The organism is Pseudomonas sp. UME65, from assembly GCF_014170225.1.
GTDB classification, from domain to species: Bacteria; Pseudomonadota; Gammaproteobacteria; order Pseudomonadales; family Pseudomonadaceae; genus Aquipseudomonas; species Aquipseudomonas protegens.
In genome coordinates this window covers 340,761-366,987 of sequence record NZ_LZZQ01000010.1, presented here as the reverse complement: position 1 = coordinate 366,987, position 26,227 = coordinate 340,761, and the positions used below count along the sequence as shown (strand labels likewise).

Genomic DNA, 26,227 nt, shown 5'->3' with positions numbered 1-26,227 from the left:
CCGGCATGGGTTACCGCTGTTGTGTGAGTGCTCGGCTTTTTCAGGCCGTTTGCTGTAGCGACGAGCCTTGCGCCCGTTGGAAAAGTTGCCGCACCACCCGCCGCGCCGCGCCGGCGGCGGCTTCCTGCCAGATGCCCACGCCGCTGTGGGCCAGGCCGTCGCTGGTGAGGTAGACCCGGCCCTGGGGCTGGTTGAGCAGGCCGTAGTCCGGCTCGGCCACTTCATGGCTGATCCAGGGGCCGAAGTTGTAGGGGATCTTGCTCCAGGCAATCACCAGCGGATTGCGCAGTTCCTGGCTGTGCCCGGGGTGCAGGAGCTCCACCGCCTGACGGGAAATCTCGATCTGCTGGGCCAGGGTTTTCTCCCCGAACCGTCGGGCGGTTTCGCCGTTGTTATAGGCCGCCACCAGCACCCCTTCGGCCTGGTTGAAACCGCCGCTGGGGTACCACAGCCCGGAGGCTTCCTGGTTGATGAACGACAGCCCGCCGTAGATCTGGTACTGGCTTTCCCAGAAGCGCCGCGACTGCCAGGCCACCTTGTTGGCGTAGCCGAACTGCACCGCGCCGATGGCCTGGCGCACCGGGGCGCTGAAGTTGTTCTGCACCTTGGCCAGCAGCGGCAGGGGCAGGCTGCTGATCACGTAGTCGGCCTTGAGGTTGTGGGTGCGGCCGGTGCGCCGGTCCAGGTAGACCACTTCGGCGCTGTCGGCCTGGTTGCTGATGGAACGCACCTCGCTGTGCAGCCGCAACTGGCCTTTCAGGCGCCGGGCAAAGGCCTGGGGAATGCGGTCCATGCCGCCCACCGGCTGGAACATGGTGGGCGAGAACTCCGGGTATTCGTCGATCATCAACGCCGTGGTCAGCGCCGGGTTGAGCAGGGTCTGCAACGGCAGCGGATCATTCTTCTGCGCCAACTGGTCGCCGGCGCCGGGCCAGACCTTGTAGCCGGAGCGGGCCGACCCCAGGTACTCCAGCTTGTCGGAAAGATCACCCCAGGTTTTCAGGAAACTCAGCAGGTTGCTGCGATCGGCTGGTGTCAGCTCCTGATCCAGGGCATGGCGATTGACGGCCTTGGCCAGCAGCTCGGAAAAATGCCCGCGGCTGTCATTGACCGCCTGGCGGATCTGCAACGCCGGCTGGTCAAGGTCCGGACGCACCAGGGCGTTGCGGCTGGTATTGACCAGCACCTCCAGCTCCACCCCCAGCTCGCGGCAGTAGCCGAGCATCAACTGATGGTGGCTGGGCAGGCGGCCGGCCCCGGCATTGAGGTAGAACCCCTCCCCGAATTGCGCGACCTGGGTGCTGCCGTCGCTGTACTCCACCCGATCGCCACCACGCACCGTCCAGTTGCGCCCGCCGACCCGGTCCCGGGCTTCCAGCAAGGTCACCTTGAACCCGGCCTTGCTCAACTCGTAGGCGCTGACCAGGCCACCGATCCCGGCGCCGATCACCACCACGCTGGCCCCCTTGCCCAGCGCCGCCGTGGGCAGCGCCGCGTAGTTTTCCTCGAACGCTTCGGCCGTTGCGCTGGCGCCGAACAGGCCCATGACCGCACTCGCCGCCTGGACCCCGCCGACAGCGGCAATACGGGCGATCAATTGTCTTCTGGTCAGTGGCATGCAAGCGCTCCCTGCTGCGGATGGATAGTGCGTTCGGTTATAGATCGGCGACTTATGCAGTCACTTGGGTCTATGTGAAGCCATCCTAGGGGCGCTTATTTAATAAGAGAAATACATTTTAAGCATATGAAAATATTACTTTGTTTCATATTCAAGCCAAAAGATTCTGCGCTCCGCGCATAGCCCTGCGCCTGGCCGTGCCTGGCCATACTCGCCCCGCCAGGAACCGGCTTGCCAGCGAAGAAGCCCCACGGCTCGCGCCGGCATCAGCGCCCCTTCGCCGGCAAGCCGGCTCCTACGGCCTGGGCGGCGTCGAGAACGCGCAACAAGTTGCCGCCCCAGATCTTCGCCAGGTCCGCTTCGCTGTAGCCCGCCGCCAACAGGCGCTGGGTAATCCGTGGCAGTTGCGCGACATCTTCGAGCCCCTGTACCCCGCCACCGCCGTCCCAGTCGGCGCCGATGCCCACATGATCCGGGCCGACCACTTCCAGGATGTGCAGCAGGTGGCGCAGGTAATCGTCCAGGCTGGCCCTGGGCTGCGGGTAGCGGGCTTCGACCTGGCGAATGCGTTCGGCCAGGTCCGCCACCTGTTCCGGGCTCATGCTCGCCGCCAGGCGGAACTCGCGGTACAACGGCCCCAGGGCCTTGTCCCGCTCGGGATTGGGCGCAAGGTTGATCAGGTCGCTGGGAAAGCTGTTGACCTGCACCACACCGCCCCTGGCCGCCAGTTGCCGCAGGCGCCGGTCATCCAGGTTGCGTGGATGGGCGGTGATTGCACGGCTGCTGGAATGGGAGGCAATGATCGGCGCCCTCGACAGCGCCAGGACCTGGTCGAACACCTGGTCCGAGGCATGGGAGACATCCAGCAGTATCCCCAGGCGATTGGCCTCGGCCACCAGCTCCCGGCCCGCCGGGCTCAGGCCGCGCCACTGCGGCAGGGCGGTGGCCGAGTCGGCGAAATCGTTGTTGGCCGAGTGCACCAGGCCGAGCATGCGCAGGCCCTGGCGGTAATAGGTGTGCAAGCGTGCCGGATCGGCGGCCAGGGGCTGGGCGTTTTCCATGCTGATGAAAACCACACGCTGGCCACGGGCGACGATGGCCGGTACATCGCCAGCCGTCAGGGCCAGGGCGAAATCATCGGGGTGGGCGCCCAGCAGGTCGCGGATCCGCGCCAGCACCGCCAGCCCATGTTCGCTGGCCAGGGCCCGGCCTTCGGCGGTGAGCGGCCCCTGGGGGGTGAAAATGGCCCAGAAACCGCCGTCCAGGCCGCCCTCTTTCATCCGTGGCAGATCGACCTGGGACAGGTCGTCCTGGTAGCGATGGCGCTGGGTGATGTCCCAACCGGGGCGGGCCAGTTGCATGGGGGTATCGAGGTGGCTGTCGAGCACGATCAGGCGCTGGTGCAGGGCTTGGGCGGGGCTGTCGGCCAAGGCCCAGGGGCTGGCCAGCGCCAGGCACAGCAAGGTTCGGGTAAACATGCGGCCTCCTGGCCAATGAAAGAATTTCCCCCCGGATCGCAAGAGCTGGCTGGCCAGCGAAAGCGTCATCCTGGCCAGCGCAAGGCTTGAGGGCCTCTTCGCCGGCAAGCCGGCTCCTACATGGGGTGTCAGGTATTCCGTAGGAGCTGGCTTGCCAGCGAAGGCGTCATCCTGGCCAGCGCAAGGCTTGAGGGCCTCTTCGCCGGCAAGCCGGCTCCTACATGGGGTGTCGGGTGTTCCGTAGGAGCTGGCTGGCCAGCGAAGGCGTCATCGCCCTTTCGCCGGCAAGCCGGCGGCTACAGGCTCAGGTCCAGTGGAAGCTGCGGTCCCACAGGCCGGATACATCCAGTTGCTGGGGCAGCACGCCGGCCTCGAAGAACAGGTCGGCCACGTCCTGCTGGGATTTCACCGCTGCGTCGTCCACCGGTTGCAGCAGGCGCGGGCCGCTCTGGGCCCGGTACTGGGCAAGGAACACTTCCCGGGGCATGCCGAGAATCTGCGCGCTCCTGGTCGCCCATTCCTCGGGGTGGCTGGCAATCCACTGCCAGGAGCGGTACTCGCGCAGGATGTAGTCGGTGATCGCCGCGTGCTTGGCCGGGTCGGCGATGCTCTGCTGGTTGGCGGCGATCACGTAGTTGCCGGACAGGTAGCCCTGGCCGGTCTTCAATACCCGGGCCCCGGCCCGCAGTTCCGCCAGCTGGATGAAGTAGCCGAAGCTGACCCAGGCATCCAGGGCACCGTTCTGGAACGCGGCGAAACCGTCCTGCGCAGTCAACGCCATGGGCACGATATCGGCAAAGCCCAGGCCCTGCTCCTTCAGCGCCTTGAGCAGGAAGTAATGGGAACTGGTGGAGCGGATATAACCGATGCGCTTGCCCTTGAGCTCGGCCACCGACTGCACTGCAGAGCCCTTGGGCACGATGAAGGCCTGGTTGTTGACGTCGCCGGTGAGCACCGCGATCAGCTTCACCGGGGCGTGGTTCTTGATCCCGAAGATCGGCGGGATCTCGCTCATCGGCGAGATGTCCAGGGTGCCGCTGACCAGGGCCTCGAAGCTCAGGTTGCCGCCGGTGAATTCAGCGTACTTGACCTTGTAGGGCGGGGGCTCGATGCCCGCCTCGGCAAAGAAGCTCGGCGCCGCCCCCTTGTAGGTGGCGACGTTCAGGGTGACCCCGGACAGGTCCACGGAGGCTCCCAGGCCCAGGCGCGGCAAGGCGGCGGCCAGACCGGCCAGGGCCGAGAGTTGGAGAAAATGACGACGCTGCATGGGCAATGGTCCTTAATCGAGAAAGTCCGGTTCTTCGCGCACGACCCGCTCGCGGTAAGGCTGGAAACTGAACCAGCCGCCAAACTCGGTGCCGACCTGGCGTGCGGTGTGGCGCGCCACCTCATGGGGAATGGGCCGCGGGGTGCCGGCAGCTTCCGCCAGCAGTTGAGTCTGGGCGGCGTTGTCCATGGCGATGAAGCGCCACACCGCCGCCTCGACGGTTTCACCCACGGTGAGCAGGCCGTGGTTCTGCAGGATCAGCGCCTTGCGCCCCGCCAGTGCGGCGGCGATCCGCGCGCCCTCGCTGGCCTCCAGCACCACCCCGGAAAAGTTGTCGAACAGCCCGTGCCTTTCATAGAAAGCGCAGGCGTCCTGGGTCAGCGGATCGAGCAAGCGCCCCAGGCTCGACCAGGCCTTGCCGTACAGCGAATGGGCATGGGCCGCGGCGACCACCTCGGGATGGGCTTCATGCAGCGCCGCATGGATGGCGAACGCCGCCAGGTTCAACGCGCCCTCGCCTTCGATCACCGCCCCTTCGGGGTTGACCAGCAACAGGTCGCGGACCCGTACATGGCCGAAATACACCCCCACCGGGTTGACCCAGAAATGGTCCGGGCGCCCCGGGTCACGCACCGTGATATGCCCGGCGCCGCCCATGTCGAACCCCAGCCGGGCGAACACCCGGAACGCCGCGGCCAGGCTCTGCTTGCGCTGCAGGCGCTCCAGCTCGACGGTGGCCTGCTGGGGCGGATGCTCCCAGCGAAAAACCGTATGGCCATCGCGGGGCAAGTCATACACCGCGGGGCGAAAATGTGCGGTCATATCCGCTCTCCTTGAAATTGTCGAAAAGGCCCGCAGGGCCTTGCTTGGCGATCTCCCGCCGAACCTTCAGCGACCTTGATACCCCCGGCGCCCCTTCGGGCCGTGCGCTGCCTGCGGCAGCGGCTACACGAAGCGCTGCCGGCCAGGGCTGGAACCGCGCGTTAGTAGCCACGCTGGATCTCCACCGGGTTTTCCAGGGGTAAGCCATCGCCCCAGCGCTGGAGATTGCGCCCCAGCAGGCGAGCGATATTCAGGTAGACCCGGGGCGAATTGGCCGAGGTGTGGGGCGACAGGCGAATACCCGGGTGGCGATAGAAAGGATGCCCCTCGGGCAACGGCTCGGGGTCGGCCACATCCAGGCTGGCCAGGGCGATGCGCCCGGTGTCCAGGGCCTGCAACAGCGCCGGCTGATCGATCAGCGCACCGCGAGCGATATTGATCAGGTGCAACCCTGGCTTGGCCGCTGCCAGTACATCGGCATCAATGATGCCCCGGGTCTGCTCAGTCAACGGCACCGCCAGCAGCAGGTGATCGGCGCGGGCAAACAGCTCCTGCAGGTCGGCCACCGCCTCCACCCCGGGCACCTCGAACGGCTGCGCCGAACGCCGCAGGGCCAGTACCTGCATGCCCAGGGCCTGGGCCTTGGGCGCCAGCTCCCGGGCGATGCTGCCAAAGCCGAACAGCCCCAGGGTGCTGCCGGCCACCGAGGCCAGCGGCCGTTGCTGCCAGTGTTCGGCGCGCTCGATCCACACCTGGGGCAGTTGCTTGGCGGCGGCGAAGATCGCCGCCAGGGCAAACTCGGCAATGCTTTCGGCGGTGCTGCCTCGGGCACTGGCCACCGGCAGGTCCTGGAACAGCCAGCGAGGAAAATAATCCAGGCCCGAAGTCACCAGTTGCACGAAGCGCAGGCCAAACGGCCAGCCCGCCGGCGGCTTTGGCGCGTTGCGAAAATCGGCGTGGGGCGCGGCCAGCAGCACTTCGATATCGGCGGGCAAGCCACACGGCAGGCCCCGAGGCAGGCTCAATACTTCCACCCCCGGCAGCCACTGGCGCAACTGCTGGTTGAAGTGCTCGTCGAGCTGGCTGGCGATGCGCGTCACGCCTGGGCTCCGCGGCTGGGCAAGGCAAAGGCGGCGCGCCCCACGGCACCGAGAATCGCGTCGTTCTGCGGGGTATGAATGCGGCTGCACAGCACATCGCGGTAATGCCGCTCGATGGGGTTGCCCCGGGCCAGCCCGGGGTTGCCGATGGCTTCGATGCCCAGCTCCACGGCGCTGATGGCGTTGCTAGTCACCAGGTATTTGATCTGGGTCGCCTCCCCCGGGGCGATCCGCCCTTCGGCGGCGGCATCGAGCAGCACCCGGTTGTTGAGCAGCAAGGCGTCGATGCGCCCGATCAGTTCCTGAAAGCGCGGCAGGCTCGACAGCGGTGCGCCAAGGTTGGCCGGGGCACGCTGGGCCAGCCAGCCCAGCAGCCAGTCGCGCGCGGCCCGGGCCACGCCGTCGTAGATGGCCGAGAGCAGCACCGCCAGCCAGAGCACGCCCTTGCTGTCCAGCTCGGAGGGCCGGGGCACGTGAGCCGGCTGGATATCCACCGCCTGTTCCTCGGGCACGAACACCTCATCGAAAATCACGTCGTGGCTGCCGGTGGCGCGCATGCCCAGGTGGTCCCAGGTTTCCTCGACGCTGATCCCGGGGCTGTCACGGTGGACCAGCCAGGTGCCCACTTGCGGCTCGGCCTCGTCGCTGCGGGCCCAGACCGCAAGCCAGGTCAGCCCGGGAATGCCGGTGGAGTAGATCTTGCGCCCGCTGAGCAGCCAGCCGCCCTCGACTCGTCGTGCCAGGGTCGCCGGCAAACCGCCCCGGGCCGGGGTACCCAGGTCCGGCTCGACCCGCAGGGCGTTGATCAGGGCACCCTCTTGCACCGCCTCCCGGGCCACGCGCTGGCGCAGGTGCAGCGGCCAGGCCGTGTTCTGTTGCAGGCGCGTGTGCTGCAGGTACTGCATCACCAGCACCAGCGCGGTGGAAGGCTCGCCCCGGGCCACGGCGCCTATCACTCGTCGCGCCTGGGCCAGGCTCGCCTCGCTGCCGCCCAGGGCCCGGGGCACGGTCAGGGCCAGCAGGCCATGCTGGTGCAGGCGTTGCAGGTTGGCGTGGGGAAATTCGCTGTGACGGTCGTAGTGCGCTGCGGTGGCGGCGAATTCTTCACTCAGTTGCTGCAGCAGGTCGGCGAACTCGCTGGAGTCTGGATCAGGGACGGGACGGGACACGGACGGAGACGGTTGCACGCTGGAAAGGCTCATCGGCTGGCAGTCCTGCTCAAGGGAAGGGAGATGTCGACGGCCGGCTCGGCCTCGGTTTCCACACCCAGCAGTTGCAGCAACCGCGCGCGCAGTGCCTGGAACCCAGGGGTGGAGGCCTGACGCGGACGCGGCAGGCGGATTGGCAATTGCTCGGCGATTTGCCCGTTGGCCAGCACCAGCACCCGATCGGCCAGCAGCAGCGCCTCGTCGACATCGTGGGTCACCAGCAGCACCGCCGGGGTGTGCACCCGCCACAGGCGGATGATCAGTTGGTGCATGCGGATCCGGGTCAGGGCGTCCAGAGCGGCGAAGGGCTCATCCAGCAGCAACAGGTGCGGCTCGCGTACCAGGGCCCGGGCCAATGCCACTCGCTGGGCCTCGCCGCCGGACAAGGTGCCTGGCCAGGCATTGAGCCGGTGGGCCAGCCCGACCTCCTCCAGCGCTGCCTCGGCCCGCTCCCGGGCCCCGGCCCCACGCACGCCCAGGGCAACGTTGCGCCACACGCGCTTCCAGGGCATCAACCGTGGCTCCTGGAACACTGCGGCCATGGCCGAAGGCACCTGCAACTGGCCCTGGTCGATGGGTTCCAGCCCGGCCAGGGTTCGCAGCAAGGTGGTCTTGCCCGAACCGCTGCTGCCCAGGAGGGCCACGAACTCCCCGGGAGCGATGTCCAGATCCAGGCCATCGAGCACCGCCTGCCCGGCAAAACGCCGGGTGATCCGGCGGCATTCGACGGCAGCGCGCAGGCGGCCCTGCTGGGGCAATGACAAAGTCATGGGTCAGTTCCTGATAAAGGTCGGGCGCCAGGCCAGGGCGCAACGTTCGAGGCCGCGCACCAGCCCGTCGATGCCCAGGCCGAGCACGCTGTAGACCAGGAGGCAGATGACGATCACGTCGGTGCGCATGAAGTCCCGCGCGTCGTTGACCAGGTAGCCGATACCGGCGCTGGCGTTGATCTGCTCCACCACCACCAGCCCCAGCCAACTGATGCCGAAGGCATAGCGCAGGCCGACGAAGAACGCCGGCAGAGCCCCGGGCAGGATCACGTGGACGATCAGTTCCCAGCGTTTGAGGCCCAGCAGGGTCGCGGCCTCCACCAGCTTGGGATCGAGGCTGCGAATGCCGGAAAACAGCGTGAGGTAGATAGGAAAGGTAGTGCCCAGGGCGATCAGCGCGATCTTCGGCGTCTCGCCCACGCCGAACCAGAGAATGAACAGCGGCACTATGGCCAGGAACGGCAGGGTGCGCAGCATCTGCATGGGGGAATCGATGGCGAGCTCGCCGCGCCGGGACAACCCGGCCACCAGGGCCAGGAGCGTGCCCAGGCTGACGCCGATGGTCAGGCCGCTGAGGGCGCGCTTGAGGGACACCCACAGGTGCCCGGCCAGTTCGCCGCTGCCGAGCATCTGCCACAGGGTGCCGCCGATGGTACTGGGAGCGGCAATGATCCGCGCCGGCAACAGCCCGCTGCGCGAGGCCAGTTCCCACACCAGCAGAAGCAGCAACGGGCTGACCAGGCGCAGCAGCAGGTTGCCCAGGAGCTGGTATCCGGGGCGCTCGGCCCAGCGACGGGACGAGGTGAGGGGGGCTGGCGCAGGCATCGCAACATCCTTATTTCAGCGCGTTCGAGCCCCATGCTAACTACATAAAAAACGTCCGTGAAATTCGTTTTGGTTCTAACTTAATATACAAAAATTGCATTCAATGATTGCCAAGACATGCAATTCAATAATCAAAACAATCCGAAGGAGCCGGCTTTCCGGCGAACAGCCCCCTGAGGTTTGCGCCGGCCTAGAGGGCGCCTTCGCTGGCAAGCCAGCTCCTACGGCGCAGCCTTGCCGACGCGGGCGGCGACCATCTCGCCGAACATGCTCACCGGCTCTTGCAGGTTGCCGAGGAACCGCGGGTGGACCAGCCACAGGTCGATCACCGGCTTGAAGTCGCTGACCGGGACGATCTCCAGCTTGTCCCGATGGCTGCTGTTTTCCAGCAGCGGCAGCGGCACCAGGCCATAGCCCAGGCCATTGGCGATCAACCCCAGTTGCAGCTCGGTGCCGAAGGTTTCCAGGTTGATCTGCAACGACAGCCCCTGTGCGCTCAGCGCCCGTTGCAGGCCGGCACGAAAGCCGCAGCCGTCCGGGTTCAGCACCCAGCCGCGCTGGTAACAGTCGGCCAGTTTGCACGAGCGCTTGCGCACCTCGCCCTTGGCCGCCACCACCACCAGGTTCATGCTGCCCAGGGAACGGCCCACCACACCTTCGGGGAAGACCTTGCCAGCGGGAAACAGCGCCGCCACCACATCCAGCTCACCGTTCTCGACCTTGCTCAACAGGTGGCTGCCCCAGCCCGTGGCCACCGAGGTCTGCAACTGCGGATACAGCGCCTTCAACTGGCTCAGGGCATCGAGCAGCACCACATCGCCTATGGTCTGCGGCACGCCGATGCGCAGGGCACCACTGGGGGCGCCGTCATTGGCCACCAGTTCATTCAGCGCGTCGATGCTGCGCAGCACTTCCAGGCACTGGCCATAGACCCGCAAGCCCATGCTGGTGGGCTTGAGCGGCTTGGTGTTGCGGTCCAGCAATTCCACCCCCAGGGCTTCCTCGAAATTCTGCACCCGGCGGGTAATGGCTGGCTGGGTCAACTGCAGGGCATCGGCCGCCTGGCTGATGGTCTGGCAGCGGATTACCGCCACGAACGCATTCAGATCATCTATCTTCATTCTTTTTTCGCATAATAAATGACTGGAAAAATGTTCGATAAGAATAATACCTTTTAGCTCGCCCGTGTAGTTCGCGTCATTTGCCTTGTGTCCACGGAGGGAGCCCATGCCCCACAACGCCACGACAGTCGCCATCGAATCAGCCAACTTCGCCCGCCTGCGGGACTTTATCGCCGCTCTGGCCGAGCTGCTGGACAGCCATCCCGATGAAGCCCGGGTGCTGGACCAGGGCGCCGCGCTGCTGCACCAGCTGGTGAGCCAGGACGACTGGCTGCCCGCGGCCTTCGCCCAGCCGGATCCGCAGCGCTACCAGCAGTTCCTGCTGCATGCCGACTCGCGCCAGCGCTTCTCCATCGTCAGTTTCGTCTGGGGCCCTGGGCAGCGCACACCGATCCACGACCACCGGGTCTGGGGCCTGATCGGCATGCTGCGCGGCGCCGAGGACAGCCAGGGGTTCGAACGCCTGGCCGACGGCCGCCTGCAGCCTGCCGGCGCGCCGCTGCGCCTGGTGCCGGGCCAGGTGGAAGCGGTGTCGCCACGCATTGGCGACATCCATCAGGTGAGCAATGCCCATGCCGATCGGGTATCCGTCAGCATCCATGTGTATGGCGCCAATATCGGTGCCGTGCAGCGCGCCGTATACGACCTGGACGGCCAGGAAAAACCCTTTGTCTCCGGCTACTCCAACCATTTGCTGCCTAACCTCTGGGACTTGTCGAAGGAGCCCCTGCAATGACCGATTTCCCGACCCGCAGCCCGGCACAGATCCGCCAGGCCCTGCTCGACCGCCAGGAGCTGGCACTGATCGATGTGCGTGAAGAAGCGCCCTTCGCCGAGGCCCACCCGCTGTTCGCGGCCAACATCGCGCTGTCGAAACTGGAGCTGGAGGTGTATGCGCGCATCCCCCGCCGCGACACCCCGATCACCCTCTACGACCAGGGCGAAGGGCTGGCCCAGCGCGCCGCCACGCGCCTGCGGCAACTGGGCTACAGCGATGTCGCCCTGCTGGCAGGCGGCCTGGAGGGTTGGCGCAGCGCCGGCGGCGAGCTGTTCAAGGACGTCAACGTGCCGAGCAAGGCCTTTGGCGAACTGGTGGAAGCCGAGCGCCACACTCCGTCCCTGGCCGCCGAGGAGCTCCAGGCACTGCTCGACCAGCAGGCCGACCTGGTGGTGCTCGATGCCCGGCGCTTCGACGAATACCAGACCATGAGCATCCCCGGCAGCACCAGCGTGCCCGGGGCCGAACTGGTGCTGCGGGTGCGTGAGCTGGCCCCCGATCCCCGCACCCGGGTGGTGGTCAATTGCGCCGGGCGCACCCGCAGCATCATCGGCACCCAGTCCCTGGTGAATGCCGGCATCCCCAACCCGGTGGCGGCACTGCGCAATGGCACCATCGGCTGGACCCTGGCCGGGCAGAAGCTCGAACACGGTCAGAGCCGGCGCTTCAAGGCCATCAACGAGGCCCAGCGGGCCCCAGCCCAGGACGCCGCTCGGGCCGTGGCCGACCGCGCCGACGTGGCACGCATCGACCTGGCCCAGTGGCGGCGCTGGCAGGCCGACCCCAAGCGCACCAGCTACCTGTTCGATGTGCGCACCCCGGAGGAATTCGCCGCCGGCCACCTGCCCGGCGCCCGCTCCACCCCCGGTGGGCAACTGGTGCAGGAAACCGACCACTTCGCCAGCGTGCGCGGTGCGCGCCTGGTCCTGGTGGACGACGACGGCGTGCGCGCCAACATGAGCGCTTCCTGGCTGGCCCAGATGGGCTGGCAGGTGGCGGTGCTGGACGGCCTGCGCGACAGCGACTTCAGCGTGCGCGGCCGCTGGCAGGCGCCACTGCCGGACACCTCGCCGGCCGAAGAAATCAGCCCACGCACCCTCGCCACCTGGCTCCAGGAGCCCGGCACCCTGGTACTGGACTTCACCGCCAGCGCCAACTACGTGCAGCGCCACATCCCCGGCGCCTGGTGGGCATTGCCCAGCCAGTTGCAGGAAGCCCTGGCCCAGTTGCCACAGGCGGAGCGCTATGTCCTGACCTGCGGCAGCAGCCTGCTGGCGCGCTTCGTGGTGCCGCAGCTGCAGGCCCTGACCCAGCGTCCGGTGTTCCTCCTCAGCGGTGGCACCGCGGCGTGGATCGAAGCCGGCCTGCCCGTGGAAGAAAGCCGCCAGCAACTGGCTTCACCCCGGATCGACCGCTACCGGCGCCCCTATGAAGGCACCGACAACCCGAAAGAAGCCATGCAGGGCTACCTGGACTGGGAATTCGGCCTGGTGGCGCAGTTGGGCCGGGATGGCACCCACGGCTTCTTCGTCATCTGAACCGCTTCGCTGGCAAGCCAGCTCCTACAGACCCCGCCTCTGGACTGTAGGAGCCGGCTTGCCGGCGAAGAGGCCGCAGGCCTGGCATCGCTCGCAAGGGCACCCTCGCGGGCAAGCCCGCTCCTGCGAGGAGGGGTATTTCGGGCGCGTAGGCGGTGCTGGTGGATCATCAATCGGCCTGGATGGCAAATAGCAATAATTCTCGATATCATTCGCGACCTTGTGCTCACCGCGTCGTCAAGAAGGATATCCATGTCTCGCTCCAAGCCCGACTCTGCGTCGGCGGACTCTGTTCGCGGGTTCTATGCGGACATCCTGCATTTCCTGCGTAAACGCACGGACAACGCCAGCGACGCGGCGGACATGACCCAGGACGTGTTCACCCAATGGCTCGACTACCGTGACCGGGCCCAGGTCGAACAGCCCCGGGCCTTCCTGTTCCAGATGGCACGCAACCTGCTGCGTGATCATTGGCGGCGCCAGCAGGTACGCTCCCGGGCTCATCAGGACGGGCACCACGAGCAAAGCCTGGACAACGAACCCCTGGCCGACGAGCAGCATGAGCCCCTGCCCGCGGCCCAGCGCCTGCAACGCCTGGAACAGTTGAAAGAAGTCCTCGCCCAACTCTCGCCGCGCCGCCGCGAAGCCCTTATGCTGCACCGCTTCGAAGGGCTGAGCCAGACGCAGATCGCCGAGCGCATGGGCATTTCCGTGAGCATGGTGGAAAAACACATCGCCTTTGCCCTGCTGCACTGCAAGCAGCACCTACAACGAGAAAACGGCAAGGAGCAGCCTGAATGACCCGCTTTTCCGGCACCCACAACGACCTCGACAGCGAGCAGATCGACGCCGAGGCCGCCAGCTGGTTCGCCCGCAACCGCAACGACCCGGACCGCGCCACGCGCAAGGCCTTCGATACCTGGGTCAGCGAGCCGGCCCACGCCCGGGCCTATGCCGAGTTCGAAGAACTGTGGGTCGATCTTGCGCAATTGCAGCAACTGAGCCGGCCCATTCCCCTGCCCCGGCGCAAGCCCGCCCCCTGGCGCCCGGCCCTGGCGGCGGCCGCGGCGGTGCTCTGTGCGGTGCTGGCAGTCAACCTGGGCACGCCCCAGGGGCCCTACATCCAGCAGGTGGCGGCCCAGGAAAAGGGCGCCCGCGCCTTCAAGCTGCCCGATGGCAGCACCCTGTACGTCAACGCCAACACCCAGGTGAAAGTGGATTTCAGCGCCCAGCAGCGTGATATCTACCTGCAACAGGGCCAGCTGTACCTGGAAGTGGCCGCCGACAAGGAGCGCCCGCTGTGGGTGCACAGCGGCGCGGCCAAAGTGCGGGTGGTGGGCACCGCCTTCGACGTGCGTCGTGGCCAGCGCCAGCTGGTGGTCAGCGTCGCCCACGGCCAGGTGGCCTTCAGCCCGGACGGCAAGCCCGGGGAGTTGACCCTGCTCGGCGCCCGCCAGCAAGCCACCTATGACCTGCACAAAGGCACCCTGCGCCAGCAGACCCTGGACAGCGATGAGGTCGCGGACTGGCGCAGCGGGCACCTGGCCTTTCGCAACCGCGACCTGGCCAGCCTGGTGGATGAGTTGAACCTGTATCGGCGCCAGCCGGTGCAACTGGCTGAGGGTTCGCTGGGGGCCTACAAGGTCTCGGGCAACCTCGATGTCAACGACCCCGACGCCCTGATCAAGGCACTGCCCGTGCTGATTCCGGTAAAAGCCGTACCCCTGGCCGACGGCCAGCTGAGGCTCGAGGCTCGTTGATCCACTCATATGAGAATATTTTGCATTCGCATATGAGGTTTTTTTTCACTGCCGCGTCTTCCTCCCGTCTGCGATCTGTACGCAGCGCTTTTTTGGCCTTTAAGCCGCTCTGGGGGAAGTCATGTTTCGCGCGCTCTTGCCTGTTCCGTTAGTCCGTACCCGCCCTACCCTGCTCGCCGCCTGCCTGGCATTCAGCCTGCAGGCCTACGCCGGGCCGCTGCATTTCCAGTTGCCGGCGCAGCCTCTGGCCGCGTCCCTGAGCCAGATCGCCCAGCAGGCGAAGATCCAGCTGCTGTTCGATGAGCAACTGCTGCGCAACGCCAAGGCGCCGGCCCTGCAGGGTGACTACAGCCCGGAAGAGGCGATTCGCACCTTGCTGCAGGACGGTCGGTTCAACCTGGTGAAGGTCGACAACACCTACATCGTGCGCCCTGCCGACACCAACCTGAGCAGTGGTTCGGCCCTGCAACTGGGGGCCATGAGCGTGATCGGCAACGGCACCGAAGTGGACTCCTCGAGTGTCGGCCGCTCGACCCTGAACCAGGCGGAAATCGATCGCCACCAGGCCACCAACGTGGTCAGCCTGATCGACACCCTGCCCGGCGTGAGCCTGGGCGGCTCGCTCAAACCCGGTGGCCAGACCATCAACATCTGGGGCCTGGGGGATGCCGAAGACGTGCCGATGAGCGTTGATGGCGCCACCAAGAGCGGCTTCGAACGCTACCAGCAGGGTTCGGTGTTCATCGAGCCGGAGCTGATCAAGCGCATCGAAGTGGAAAAAGGCCCGCACTCCCCCGAGACCGGCAACGGTGGTTTCGGCGGCACCGTGCACATGGAGACCAAGGACGCCCCGGACCTGCTGCAGGAAGGTCGCAACGCCGGCGCCATGGTCAAGTACGGCTACAGCAGCAACAGCCATGAACAGGCCTACACCGGCGCGGTGTACGGCCGTACCGATGATCACCGCTTCGATGCCCTTGCCTACTGGACCAAGCGCGACGGCGACGACATGAAGATCGCCAGCGCCCAGCCCGACCCGCGCAACGCCTACCCGATCAACCCCAAGCGCCTGCCCAATACCGCCCAGGACATGGAAGGCGAGCTGTTCAAGCTGAACATGCAACTGACCGACGAACATCGCCTGGGCTTCAGCTACATGCGCTCCAACAGCGACATCTGGGCGCCCTTCTCGGCCAAGAGCTACCCGACGCCACCGAGCCAGAGCGACATCAACAAGTACGGTTATGACGGCGCCACCCGCCGCTTCCTGGCCCAGCGCAATACCATCGACACCACCTGGATCGCCAAGTACCAGTACACCCCCGTGGACAATCCATGGATCGACTTCGAGGCCAAGTACTCCGATTCCACCACCGACCAGACCGACGAACGCGGGCCGAACGCCTTCTTCCAGCCGGCCTCCGGTGGCCGCAAGATCACCGTGGGCTATGACGACAAGATCCTGGCCCTGAAAAACACCAGCCGCTTCAGCACCGGCCCGCTGGAACACGCGCTGACCAATGGCATCCAGATCCGCAAGCACACCCGCGAAGTGGACATGTGGATGCCGGGCAAGACCTATGAAGTGCCCAAGTACAACTACGGCCACTACCAGCCTGGCTTCATGCCCCACGGCAAGGTCGACAACAATGCCTTCTACATCCAGGACGCCATCACCCTGGGGAATTTCACCCTGACCCCGTCCCTGCGCTACGACCATGTGCGCAACCGCGGCGAGAAGAACGACGCACCGTTCTACAACAGCCCCGACCCGGTGGCGGGCCACGATTACGGCGACAAGACCTACACCGGCTGGTCGCCTCGGCTGTCGGCGTTCTGGACAGTGACCCCGCAATTCGCCCTGTTCGCCGACTACAGCAAGACCTGGCGCGCGCCGGTGATCGACGAGCAGTACGAGGTCCAGTCGGCCGCCTCCACCCGCTCCGCCACCAGCCGCAATCTCGACCCGGAACGCATCACCGCGTTGCGCGCCGGTAACATCACCAGCTTCTCCGACGTGTTCACCCAGGCCGACCGCGTACAGGTGCGTACCACGCTGTTCCACAACACCATCAAAGACGAAATCATGAAGAACCTCGGGATCGGCTGCCCCGAGCAACTCAGCAGCGGCAAGAGCATCGGCCAGGTGTGCAACCAGCCGACCATAGGCGTCTACCGCAATATCGGCGACCTGACCATCAAGGGCTTCGAGGTGGAAAGCTTCTACGACTCGACCTACCTGTTCGGCTCGCTGTCCTACTCGTGGATTACCGGTAAGCATGAAGGCGCCTACACCAACCCCTGGGGGCCGAACGTCTGGGCCCGGGACATTCCGCCACGCAAGTGGGTGGCCAGCCTGGGGGTGAAGATTCCACAGTGGGATGCGCAAGTGGGCTGGCAGGGCCAGTGGGTGCGCCAGACTGACCGGGTACCCAGCGACATCTATGCCGGCGGCCCGGCCAGCGCCCTGGGCGACGCCTACTGGGACCAGTACAAGAACGACCGCTACAACGTGCACGGCCTGTTCGCCAACTGGAAACCCCAGCAGCCTTACCTCAAGGGCACCGAAGTCAACTTCACCCTGGACAACATGTTCAACCGTGACTATCGCCCACCACTGAGCGGCGATAACGCATCCAGCCTGGGGCGCAACGCCAAGATCAGCGTGACCCGCTTCTTCTGACGGCAACTGGCTGCGGTGCATCGGACGCACCGCAACAGGCCAGCCGTTGGCCATCACGGATGTATTGCAAACCGTTAGCCAAGCCCTGCCGCCCGCACCTGCCGGGCTAAGATCGACTCCCCTCTGAAAACCGCTGAAATGCCTTTGGGCACTTTCAGTCAACTTCCCATTGATTCCGTACGACACTTGTCGTACAAACCAAAAGACGTCATGGACAGAGGCTTCAGGAAGGTCAGGCGGGACCTGATCAATGCCTTACAAAGCGGCCACTATCTGCATGCCGCGCGCGGCTCGATCGAGGTCAAGAACCTGCTGGCCACCGGCGAGATCTCGACCAGTCAACTGATCGAGGTCATCAATGCCTGCAAGGGCCAGGACCACAGTTGCAGCGCCCACCACAGCGTCCCGGGCATCGCGGTCCACGTGCTGAAAAAGGCCGGCTGGTACATCAAGTTCTACTTTATCGAGCCAGATGCGTGGTTCATCAGCGTTCACCGATGAGGGCAACCCATGAAACTCTTTCTGCAAGGCGACCGGGGCAAGGCGCTCTGCGAGCATTGCCAACAGGTCGTCGGCATTACCTACCTGCGGCGCGACGTCCCTTTCAGCGACGGCCATGGCCTGGCCCGGGACATCCTGGTGGGGGTTTGCGACCTCTGCGCCACGGTGGTGGCCATCCCGCCCCAGTCCACACCGGCGATCAAGGAAGCGCGCAAGCAGTCATTGACCTCCATCGAGGCGCGGCTGCCAGCGGTCTACCTCGATGTACTGGATGCGGCGATGCACTGCGTGGCCCCGGATGCCGGAGTGCAGATGCGCAAACTGTTCCTCGGCTACTACTTCAGCGCCCCCGCCGCGTCTTCCCTGGAGCAAGTGCAAAGCGGCTTCGCCGCGTACCTGGCCGAGCAGGCCGAGGCCCGCCAGTTGCCTGCCGTGCATGCCATGAAACGCCTGTCGCTGAAGGTCAACCACTATGTGGCCGAGGATCTTGCACGCCTGCTGCAAACCACCCGGATGACCCAGACCGAGCTGCTGAAAGCGCTGATCGCGCAGATGCGCCTGGATGTGCTCGAAGGCGGCAACCCCGCGGTGATCGCCGACCTGCGCCAGCTGGCGCGCCTGGGGCTTTGACCTTCAGCCTTTGCCCCGGCCCGCGACCCGCCCCGCCCGCAGGAAATCCCCCCAGCGCCGCACCAGGTAGTTGTGCTCGTCCATCACCGAGTTCCACACGGCGATATGCCCCATGCGCTGCTGGTAGGAACCGCCATCGCGGGTCTCGCCGATATCGATCAGCGGTTCGCCGTCGCTGCCCGGCAACTCTTCCCGGGCCGGTTTGCCGGCGTACCAGTAATCCCACTCGGCGCTGCTCAGGTGATCGCGGGTACGCGCCGGGTTGCCGATGTAGTAGCCCTGGCGTGCCATCACCGCACCGGGCCAGCCCGACAGCCACCAGTTGAGGTAGGCATAGGCTGCATCCAGCACCGCGCCCTTGGCGTGGCGCGACAACGACAGCCCGCCGAACCAGGCGCGGTAGCCTTCCTTCGGCACTGCCAGGCGGTATTTGACCCCCGCCCGGTGCAGGCGCATCAGCGTCGGCGACCACAGGCTCTGGATATCGATGCGCGGGCTGAGCATCAGTTGCGCGGCCTCTTCATCGTCCGACCAGAACGCCGCGAAGTGCCCTTCACGCTGCTTGCGCACCAGGATCCCTGCCAGCCGGTCGATCTCTTCGATGCTCAGGTTGCCGATGTCCTTGAAGGATTCCAGGCCACAGCCCTGCACCGCCAGGGCGGCGTCCAGGGCACCGATCGCCGCATCGCTCTGCAAGGCAATGCGCCCGCTCCAGGCCGGCTCCAGCAGCCAGCCCCAGCTTTCGTTGGCGCTGGAAAAACCCGCCGGCAGGCGCTCCGGGCGGTAGGCGAAACTGTCGGCGTTGTGGGTCAGCGGCAGCATGCTGATGCGCTCGCTGGCCGTGCTGCCCAGGCTACCGTCGTGCTGCACATAGAGCCGTTCGCTGGGCACGCTGCCACTGCCCAGGCGATCGTCCGGCGACAGGCGCCCGCGCTTGGGCAGGTCGTTGATCTCGTGCCACAGGGCAATGCGCCGGGTATCGATGGGCTGGATCGCCTGGGCCGGCCAGACAAAATCGACGTTGTGAAACCACTGGTCATAGAGGTCGTAGCTGTCCGGCTGCATCACCGCGATGCGCTGGGCCTGCTCCACATCGTGTACCTGATACACCAGGCGGATGCCCAGGTCCTGCTCGGCACGCACCCGCAGGGATTCGAGCAGGGTCACCGAGGTGCCCAGCACCCGCAGGGTGACTGGTTGCGTCGCCGCCATCAGGCACCCTCCCCGGCGGCCGGGGCGAAACTGCGGGCGAACACCTCGAAGGAGCGACGCAGTTGTTCGGGCGCAAGCCCGCGCAGGATAAACACCAGCCGCGAGCGATGGTCGGCACTGGGCCAACGGGGCAGATGCACGGGTGCGTGCAGGCAATGCTGCACGCCATGGATGACGATGGGGGCCTGGTTGGCGTTGATGTTGAGCAATCCTTTCACCCGCAGAATTCGTTCGCCGTGGCATCTTAGCAGCATCGACAACCAGACCCCGAAGCCCACCCAATCCAGGGCTTGCTCGAACTCCAGGCTGCACACTTGCGCCGCGCCATGCTGTGGCGCAGCCGCTTTGAGTGGCCCCTGCAACTGCCAGCGCGCCACTTCCCGCTCTGCCGTCGCACCGCGCAGCCCCTCCCCCAGCAACAGCTGATCGCCACTCTGGATCGCCTGGGTCAGCAACAGGGGCGCCCCGGGATTGAGCCGCTGCAAATGCTCGCGCAATGCCGCCTGGGTTGCTTCGTCGACACAATCGGTCTTGCTCAGCAGCAAGCGATCCGCGGCCGCCACCTGGGCCAGCCACTCCGGGTGCAGGCGCTCCTGCAACGCCGCGTGGCTGGCGTCCACCAGGGTCACCAGCAGGCCGATGTGCACCCGCCCGCGCAATTGCGGATCGTTGTTCACCGTGGCCAGGATCGGCGCCGGGTCGGCCAGCCCGGTGGTTTCCAGCAGCACCCGGCGAAAGGCCGGAACCTCGCCCCGGCTACGCCGCGCCAGGAGCGCCAGCAGCGCCTCTTTCAGTTCGCCGCGAACCGAACAGCAGACACAGCCGCTGGGCAGCAGCACCGTGTCCGGCGCCACCTCCTGCACCAGCAAATGATCGATGCCGATATCGCCGAACTCGTTGATCAGCAGCGCCGTGTCCCCCAGGCTCTGGTCCTGCAACAGGCGGTTGAGCAAGGTGGTCTTGCCACTGCCGAGAAACCCGGTGATGACGTTAAGGGGCATGCTCATGGCTGTTGCTCCAGGTGCTTGAGGATCACAGGGTCGAGAGGATCGAGGGGCCGGCCGAGCATGGATTCGGCCAGGCTCCACAGCTGCTCCAGGCCGCTGGCCAGTTCCTGGCGGCCGGTAGCCCCCAGCAGCAGATAGGCCGAGCCCTGGAAGTCTTCGACCTTGAGCCGCAACGGCACCAGTACCCGGTTGATCGCGGCGATTCTGCGCAAGCGTTCGCGACGCCGGGGCAGTTCATCCCCCAGCGGATCGCTCCAGTGCACGTCTTCGCCCAGCAGCCCGCATAACCCGCACATGTTCAGCCCTCCTTCATGGCATGACGTCCCCGGAGTTCGGGCCCAGGGTCTGGCCGACGAACAGGTTGCCCCCCGGCTCGCTGGCCAGCAGCACTGCGGTGGGCGCCACTTCATCGGCCAGGCCGAAGCGCCCCAGGGGCAGCTCGGCGGCCTTGGCGGTTTTCCAGGCGCTGCTGATGCCAGACACCAGCGGCGTCTCGATCGGCCCCGGGGCGATGGCGTTGACCAGCACATTGTCCATGGCCACTTCCAGGGCCAGGGACTTGGTGAAGCCGATGACCCCGGCCTTGGCCGCGGCGTAGTGGGTCAGCTCGGCGCCGCCCTTGATTCCCAGCTGCGAGGCGACATTGATGATCCGCCCCCAACGCTGCGCCAGCATATGGGGCAAGGCCCGCTGGCTGGCGACGAAGACGCTGGTGAGATCGACCCGCAGCATGTCGTTCCACATCTCGATGGACAGATCGACGCAGCGCGCCTGGGTCAGCATGCCGGCGTTGTTCACCAGGATATCGATACCGCCAAAATGCTCGACACAGGCATCGACTCCGGCCTGGGCCCCTTCGACACTGCCGACATCGGCCACGCATTCGACGACTTCAGCGCCCAGCTCGCGGCAGGCTTGGGCGCTCTCGGCCAGGCGCGCGGGGTCGCGGTCAGCCAGCAGCAGGCGTGCTCCCGCCACCGCGTAGGCCCGGGCGATAGCGGCGCCGATACCGCTGCCGGCGCCGGTGATCACGGCGCGGCGGTTGTGCAGGTGTTGCATAGGACTTTCTCCTTCAAGGGTGTGCGGTTCGCTGGCCAGCCAGCTCCTACGGAGGCGGTGAGCCGCCTGCACGAGCCGGCTGGCTGGCGAAGGGGTTCAATCCGGCCAGCGCACCGTCAGGCCGCCATCGATGACGATGCTTTGCCCGGTGAGGTAGCTGGACTCCTCGCTGGTGAGAAAGCGCACCAGGGACGCCACTTCATCGGCCCGCCCGACCCGGCCCAGGGGGATGGCGCGGGCCGCCTTGGCCAGGCCTTCCGGGCCCAGGGAGTTCTGGCTGTCCAGCGACTGCGGGGTCTCGATCAACCCCGGGATCACCGCGTTGCAGCGAATGCCCCTGGCCGCCAGTTCCACCGCCAGCGAGCGGCACAACCCCGGCACCCCGGCCTTGGCCGCTGCATAGTGAGCGTGGTCCTGCCAGCCGTAGACGCCACCGGCAATCGACGAAATCGCCACCAGGGCACCGCCCTCACCCATGTGTTTGACCGCCGCGCGGAAGGTGCGCATGACCCCGGTCAGGTCCACATCGAGCATGGCGTTCCAGGCCGCGTCGGTCATGTCTAGCAAGGGTGCGCGGCGCAACAGGCCGGCATTGGCCACGGCGTAATCGAGGCGGCCAAAGTGCGCCACGGCCTGCTCGGCCAAGGCGTCCACCGAGGCGCTGTCGGTCACGTCCAGGGGCAGCATCAGGCAGTGCCCGCCCGCCTCGGCCACGAGGTCGCGGGTGGCTTGCGGGTCATGGGGGTCGGCGGGGAAATACCCGCCCACCACCGCCACACCGGCCCGTGCATAGGCCACGGCCAGGGCCTGGCCGATGCCGCTGGCGGCACCGGTGATCACGGCGACTTTTTGAGTCATGGATAACTTTCCTTATTGAACGGATTCAGGACGCACATGGCGCGCGGCGAACATCAGCGCACCGGAGAGGAAACAAGGCAGCGCGCCGAAATACAGCGCCGAGGTCTGCCAGTCGCCACCGGCGGACAGCACCTGGGTGGCGCCGAAACCCGCCACCACCGCGCCGATCGGCCCCATGGCGTGGATGATCGCGCCGCCGGTGGCGCGGATGCTGGTAGGGAAGCTTTCGCTGATGAAGAACAGCGCCGCCGAGTACGGGCCGATCAGGAAGAACAGGCCCAGGCTGTAGAGACCCACCACCATCGGCATGTTGCTCGGGCCGTAGAGCATGCCGGCGAACGACAGGCCGCCGAGCATCCAGCCCAGGCCGATGACATTGCGCCGGCCGATCTTGTCGCCCATCCAGCCGTGGCTCAGGTAGCCGCAGTAGCCCACCAGGTTGGAGAGCACCAGGATGATCAGCGAGTTCTCGAAGGAGATGTGGTGCACGCTGACGATCACCGACGTGCCGAGCACGCTGAACACCTGGATCGCCGCCCAGTTGAGCAGGATCGCCGCGCCGATCACCAGGGTCGCGCGCCGTGCCGGGCCACGAAAGGCCGCAGCCAGGCCGGCCTTGCTGTGCTCGTCATAGTCCACGCCATAGGTCAGCGCCACCGCCTGGGCCTCGCTCACCGAACCACTTTTGCGCAGCTGGCTGATGCGCTGGTGGATCTGGAACTGCGGGCTCTCCTTGAGCTTGCGCGCCATCACCGCAATGACGATGGCCGGGATCGCGGCGAAGATGAAGCAGCCTTGCCAGCCGATGATCGGCAGCAGCACCGCGGTCAACCCGGCGGCGATCAGCGCCCCCACCGGCCAGCCACCCTGCACCAGGCTGTAGATGAAGCCCCGGCGCTTGGCCAGTTGCGGGTCGTCGGATGCCGCGTACAACTCGCTGAGGTAGGTGGCGTTCACCGTTTCCTCGGCATAGCCCAGGCCGCCCAGGGAGCGGATCAGGATCAGCGGCGACTTGCCCCAGGCGCCGCCGACGGCGGTCAGCGCCGAGCAGATGGCCGAGCCGCTGACGGTGAAAATGATGCCCATGCGCCGGCCCAGCTTGTCCACCAGCGGCCCGATGGCCAGGGCCACCACCGCGGTGCCCACCGCCACCCAGGTGGCGATCTCGGCCTGCTCGACCTCGCCCCAGCCGAAGTGCCGGCCGATCTCCGGCAGCAGGGTGCCAAACAGAATGAAGTCGTACACCGCAAACACCCAGGCGAAGAAGGCGATCCAGGTGGCGAAGCGCACTTGGGCCGGGGTCAACTGCTGGGGTTTCCAGCCAGTCAGGTCGAGCTTGTTATAGATAGACATCAGTCACGCCTCGATGAAGTGGCCGGGGTCAGCGGTTGCGCGGGTGGCGGCGGATAAAGTCGTCGGCGATCTCGTCGAAGGTGACGAAGCGCACGCCGGCATGGCTCTGGATGTGTTCGATCAGGCGTTCGAGCATCAACAGCACTTGCGGGCGGCCGGAGACGTCGGGGTGGATGGTCATGGTGAACACCGCGTGCTCATGCTCGCGGTAGACCCAGTCGAACTGGTCGCGCCACATTTCCTCCAGGTGCCGCGGGTTGACGAAACCGTGGCTGTTGGGCGCCTTCTTGATGAACATCATCGGCGGCAGGTCGTCCAGGTACCAGTTGGCCGGGATCTCCACCAGGTCGGTTTCCTGGCCCCGCACCAAAGGTTTCATCCAGGTGTCGGGGTGCTGGCTGTAGTCGATCTTGGTCCAGCTGTCGCCGACCCGCACGTAGTAGGGATGGAAGTCGTTGTGCATCAGGCTGTGGTCGTACTTGATGCCCTTTTTCAGCAGCAGCTCATTGGTCACCTTGCTGAATTCCCACCAGGGCGCAACGTAGCCGGTGGGGCGCTTGCCGGTGACCCGGGTGATCAGCTCGATGGATTTGTCGAGGACGATCTCTTCCTGTTCCGGGGTCATGGCGATGGGGTTTTCGTGGCTGTAGCCGTGCACGCCGATCTCGTGGCCGGCCTCGGCAACCGCCTTCATCTGCTCGGGAAAGGTCTCCATGGAGTGGCCGGGAATGAACCAGGTGGTGCGCAGGCCATAACGCTCGAACAGCTTGAGCAGGCGCGGCGCGCCGACCTCGCCGGCGAACAGGCCGCGGGAGATGTCGTCCGGCGAATCCTCGCCGCCGTAGGAACCGAGCCAGCCGGCCACCGCGTCCACATCGACACCAAATGCACAGAGAATTTCTTTAGCCATGAGCGGCCTCCAGTGATTGCTTGTGGTTGAAAAAAATCGTCGAAGCTAGCGCGGCAACGCCGCCTCCAGCGCCAGGGCCGCATCCAGCAGTTGCCGGTCATGGCCCTGGGGCAGGCTCAGCAACAGCCCGGTGGGCAAGCCCTGGGCATCGCGGCCGCTAGGCAGGGCCACGCCGGGCATGTCGAGGAAACTGCCGGGCATGGTCAGGCGCAGGGTCGCCAGGTTGGTCCGGGCAAAGAGCTCGTCGTCCTGCTCCAGGGGCGCCAGGGGCGGCGCCACATGGGCCACGGTGGGGGTAATCAGCACCGCGCCGTCCAGTTCGTCCTGCACCTGTTGCTGCAACTGGAGCCGCGCCTGGTACAGCCGCAGCAACTGGCTGGCGGGCATCTGCCGGGCGCTTTCCAGGCGCCGTCGCACCCGCGGATCGAGCTGTTCGGCGTACTCGCTGTCGAGCAACGGCTGGTGCAGGGCGAAGGCTTCGGCGGCGCCGAGCCAGCCTTGTTCCTGGATCAGTTGCAGGGTGGCTTGCAGGCTGTGCAGCGGCCGTTGCTCCACCAGCGCCCCGGCCTGTTGCAGGCTTTCGATGACCACCAGCAGATTGGCCCGCACGGCGGCCTGGGTACGGCTGTCGTCAAGCACTTGCGAATCGACCCAGAAGCGTTGCCCGGCCAGGCTGCGGGGCGGCGGCAATTGCCGGGGGTCGCCACCGCGCAACAGCCCGTCGATCAGCCAGGCATCACGCACGCTGCGGGTCAGCGGCCCGAGGCTGTCGAGGCTTTCGGCCAGGGGAAACACCCCCTCGCGGTCATAGCGCAGAGAGGTGGCGCGGTAGCCCACCAGGCCATTGAAGGCTGCGGGAATGCGGATCGAACCGGCAGTGTCGGTGCCCATGGCGATCGGCACGATACCGGCCGCCACCGCCACCGCGGAACCTGCCGAGGAACCACCGGGAATCCGTGGCTGGGCATCACTGTGGGGGTTGATCGGAGTGCCGAAGTGCGGATTCAGGCCGAGCCCGGAATAGGCGAACTCACTGAGGTTGGTCTTGCCCAGGCTGACCAGCCCGGCCCGGCACAGCTGCCGTACGCTGGGCGCATCCACCTTGGCCGGCGGCGCCTCGCGACGCACCTGGGCGGCGGCGGTGGTGATACTGCCGGCCAGGTCGAACAGGTCCTTCCAGGCCAGGGGCACGCCATCCAGCAGGCTCAGCGGCTGGCCGGCCCGCCAGCGGGCAGCCGCCGCCTCGGCCTCGCGCCGGGCCCGGGCCGGGCACAGGGAAATGAACACATGGGGCGTTGCCTCGGCCAACGCCAGGGCCTGCTCCAGAACCTGGACCGGATCGGTGCGGCCCGAGGCAAAGGCTTGCGCCATGGCCGTGGCGTCATTCAGCGAATCAGGGTGCATGGCTCACTCCGCAAAAATCTAAAAATGTACTAAATATTAAAATGTACATTTTATACAGAGCAGATTCCGTGCCAGCTCAAAACGCAGGGAGCACCGCGTGCTTTCGGAAAATCCCCCAGATTCGCCTGTAATAGCGAGCCAGATTGGGCTACTGACAGAGATCGCGCGACGACCGACGGAGAAAATCCTCGCCCAAGGGTCTGCCATTGAAATAATGTATCTTTTATTAAAAAGTACATTTTGGTGCAGAAAGGTAACAACCCACCCAGGGCGGCCCCAGGACGGGGCAACCAAACGTGGCACTCAGTGACACTTGGCAACTGTG

General features: G+C 66.1%; 24 protein-coding genes. 7 read left to right on the top strand and 17 right to left on the bottom strand.

Annotated elements, in window-relative coordinates; translation table 11 throughout:
• Nucleotides 1-40 precede the first annotated feature (40 nt).
• The 9 genes from A9971_RS09430 to A9971_RS09390 form a co-directional block, all read right to left on the bottom strand.
• Nucleotides 41-1,618: an FAD-dependent oxidoreductase gene (locus A9971_RS09430; protein WP_015634470.1), complete on the bottom strand. Its 1,578-nt coding sequence runs from the start codon at nt 1,616-1,618 to the stop codon at nt 41-43.
• A 266-nt stretch (nt 1,619-1,884) separates the two neighbouring features.
• Nucleotides 1,885-3,096, bottom strand: coding sequence for a dipeptidase (locus A9971_RS09425; RefSeq protein ID WP_015634469.1), 1,212 nt, complete (start codon nt 3,094-3,096; stop codon nt 1,885-1,887).
• Nucleotides 3,097-3,400: 304 nt separating this feature from the next.
• A complete protein-coding gene (locus A9971_RS09420) occupies nt 3,401-4,363 on the bottom strand; it encodes an ABC transporter substrate-binding protein (RefSeq protein WP_011059724.1) in 963 nt (320 codons plus the stop codon).
• Between the two features lie 12 nt (nt 4,364-4,375).
• Complete coding sequence (locus A9971_RS09415) at nt 4,376-5,185, bottom strand: class II aldolase/adducin family protein (RefSeq protein ID WP_183000522.1); 810 nt, start codon at nt 5,183-5,185, stop codon at nt 4,376-4,378.
• Nucleotides 5,186-5,346: 161 nt separating this feature from the next.
• Complete coding sequence (locus tag A9971_RS09410) at nt 5,347-6,285, bottom strand: D-isomer specific 2-hydroxyacid dehydrogenase family protein (RefSeq protein ID WP_065364427.1); 939 nt, start codon at nt 6,283-6,285, stop codon at nt 5,347-5,349.
• Nucleotides 6,282-7,487 (bottom strand): acyl-CoA dehydrogenase family protein, encoded by a 1,206-nt coding sequence (locus tag A9971_RS09405; RefSeq protein ID WP_053149489.1) that lies wholly within the window; start codon nt 7,485-7,487, stop codon nt 6,282-6,284. Before A9971_RS09405 ends, A9971_RS09410 begins: the two co-directional genes overlap by 4 nt.
• Entirely contained in the window at nt 7,484-8,263 is a 780-nt protein-coding gene (locus A9971_RS09400; protein WP_011059720.1) for an ABC transporter ATP-binding protein, read from the bottom strand. The genes A9971_RS09405 and A9971_RS09400 overlap by 4 nt, the downstream gene beginning before the upstream one ends.
• A 3-nt stretch (nt 8,264-8,266) precedes the next feature.
• On the bottom strand, nt 8,267-9,088 hold the full coding sequence (locus A9971_RS09395; protein ID WP_011059719.1) for an ABC transporter permease: 822 nt from the start codon (nt 9,086-9,088) through the stop codon (nt 8,267-8,269).
• Nucleotides 9,089-9,309: 221 nt separating this feature from the next.
• Entirely contained in the window at nt 9,310-10,209 is a 900-nt protein-coding gene (locus tag A9971_RS09390; RefSeq protein WP_011059718.1) for a LysR family transcriptional regulator, read from the bottom strand.
• A gap of 106 nt (nt 10,210-10,315) precedes the next feature.
• Between A9971_RS09390 and A9971_RS09385 the strand changes: the two genes are divergently transcribed.
• The 7 genes from A9971_RS09385 (at nt 10,316) to A9971_RS09355 (ending at nt 18,099) form a co-directional block, all read left to right on the top strand.
• Nucleotides 10,316-10,945, top strand: a complete 630-nt coding sequence (locus A9971_RS09385; RefSeq protein ID WP_011059717.1) for a cysteine dioxygenase — start codon at nt 10,316-10,318, stop codon at nt 10,943-10,945.
• On the top strand, nt 10,942-12,525 hold the full coding sequence (locus tag A9971_RS09380) for a rhodanese-related sulfurtransferase (RefSeq protein ID WP_103290502.1): 1,584 nt from the start codon (nt 10,942-10,944) through the stop codon (nt 12,523-12,525). Before A9971_RS09385 ends, A9971_RS09380 begins: the two co-directional genes overlap by 4 nt.
• 252 nt (nt 12,526-12,777) lie before the next feature.
• Nucleotides 12,778-13,326 carry an RNA polymerase sigma factor gene (locus A9971_RS09375; RefSeq protein WP_011059715.1) on the top strand — a complete coding sequence of 183 codons (549 nt, stop codon included), beginning with the start codon at nt 12,778-12,780 and terminating at the stop codon, nt 13,324-13,326.
• The gene (locus A9971_RS09370) at nt 13,323-14,285 is read left to right on the top strand and encodes a FecR domain-containing protein (RefSeq protein WP_015634462.1); all 963 of its coding nucleotides are present in this window, start codon (nt 13,323-13,325) and stop codon (nt 14,283-14,285) included. Before A9971_RS09375 ends, A9971_RS09370 begins: the two co-directional genes overlap by 4 nt.
• Nucleotides 14,286-14,406: 121 nt before the next feature.
• Nucleotides 14,407-16,968, top strand: a complete 2,562-nt coding sequence (locus A9971_RS09365) for a TonB-dependent receptor (RefSeq protein ID WP_183000521.1) — start codon at nt 14,407-14,409, stop codon at nt 16,966-16,968.
• 210 nt (nt 16,969-17,178) lie between these two features.
• Nucleotides 17,179-17,469 carry a hypothetical protein gene (locus A9971_RS09360; RefSeq protein WP_225368733.1) on the top strand — a complete coding sequence of 97 codons (291 nt, stop codon included), beginning with the start codon at nt 17,179-17,181 and terminating at the stop codon, nt 17,467-17,469.
• A 9-nt stretch (nt 17,470-17,478) separates the two neighbouring features.
• Nucleotides 17,479-18,099, top strand: coding sequence for a hypothetical protein (locus tag A9971_RS09355; protein ID WP_183000520.1), 621 nt, complete (start codon nt 17,479-17,481; stop codon nt 18,097-18,099).
• A gap of 3 nt (nt 18,100-18,102) precedes the next feature.
• Here A9971_RS09355 and A9971_RS09350 read toward each other — a convergent pair whose 3' ends face one another.
• The 8 genes from A9971_RS09350 to A9971_RS09315 form a co-directional block, all read right to left on the bottom strand.
• A complete protein-coding gene (locus tag A9971_RS09350) occupies nt 18,103-19,311 on the bottom strand; it encodes a PotD/PotF family extracellular solute-binding protein (protein ID WP_011059710.1) in 1,209 nt (402 codons plus the stop codon).
• Nucleotides 19,311-20,318 carry a GTP-binding protein gene (locus A9971_RS09345; protein ID WP_183000519.1) on the bottom strand — a complete coding sequence of 336 codons (1,008 nt, stop codon included), beginning with the start codon at nt 20,316-20,318 and terminating at the stop codon, nt 19,311-19,313. Before A9971_RS09345 ends, A9971_RS09350 begins: the two co-directional genes overlap by 1 nt.
• Nucleotides 20,315-20,614: a hypothetical protein gene (locus tag A9971_RS09340; RefSeq protein WP_011059708.1), complete on the bottom strand. Its 300-nt coding sequence runs from the start codon at nt 20,612-20,614 to the stop codon at nt 20,315-20,317. Before A9971_RS09340 ends, A9971_RS09345 begins: the two co-directional genes overlap by 4 nt.
• 13 nt (nt 20,615-20,627) lie before the next feature.
• On the bottom strand, nt 20,628-21,377 hold the full coding sequence (locus A9971_RS09335; protein ID WP_015634457.1) for an SDR family NAD(P)-dependent oxidoreductase: 750 nt from the start codon (nt 21,375-21,377) through the stop codon (nt 20,628-20,630).
• A 96-nt stretch (nt 21,378-21,473) separates the two neighbouring features.
• Nucleotides 21,474-22,235, bottom strand: a complete 762-nt coding sequence (locus A9971_RS09330) for an SDR family NAD(P)-dependent oxidoreductase (RefSeq protein ID WP_015634456.1) — start codon at nt 22,233-22,235, stop codon at nt 21,474-21,476.
• A gap of 12 nt (nt 22,236-22,247) precedes the next feature.
• Nucleotides 22,248-23,588 carry an MFS transporter gene (locus A9971_RS09325; RefSeq protein WP_123473836.1) on the bottom strand — a complete coding sequence of 447 codons (1,341 nt, stop codon included), beginning with the start codon at nt 23,586-23,588 and terminating at the stop codon, nt 22,248-22,250.
• Between the two features lie 28 nt (nt 23,589-23,616).
• Entirely contained in the window at nt 23,617-24,498 is an 882-nt protein-coding gene (locus A9971_RS09320) for a polysaccharide deacetylase (protein WP_011059704.1), read from the bottom strand.
• A 45-nt stretch (nt 24,499-24,543) separates the two neighbouring features.
• Nucleotides 24,544-25,902: an amidase gene (locus A9971_RS09315; protein WP_183000518.1), complete on the bottom strand. Its 1,359-nt coding sequence runs from the start codon at nt 25,900-25,902 to the stop codon at nt 24,544-24,546.
• Nucleotides 25,903-26,227 lie beyond the last annotated feature (325 nt).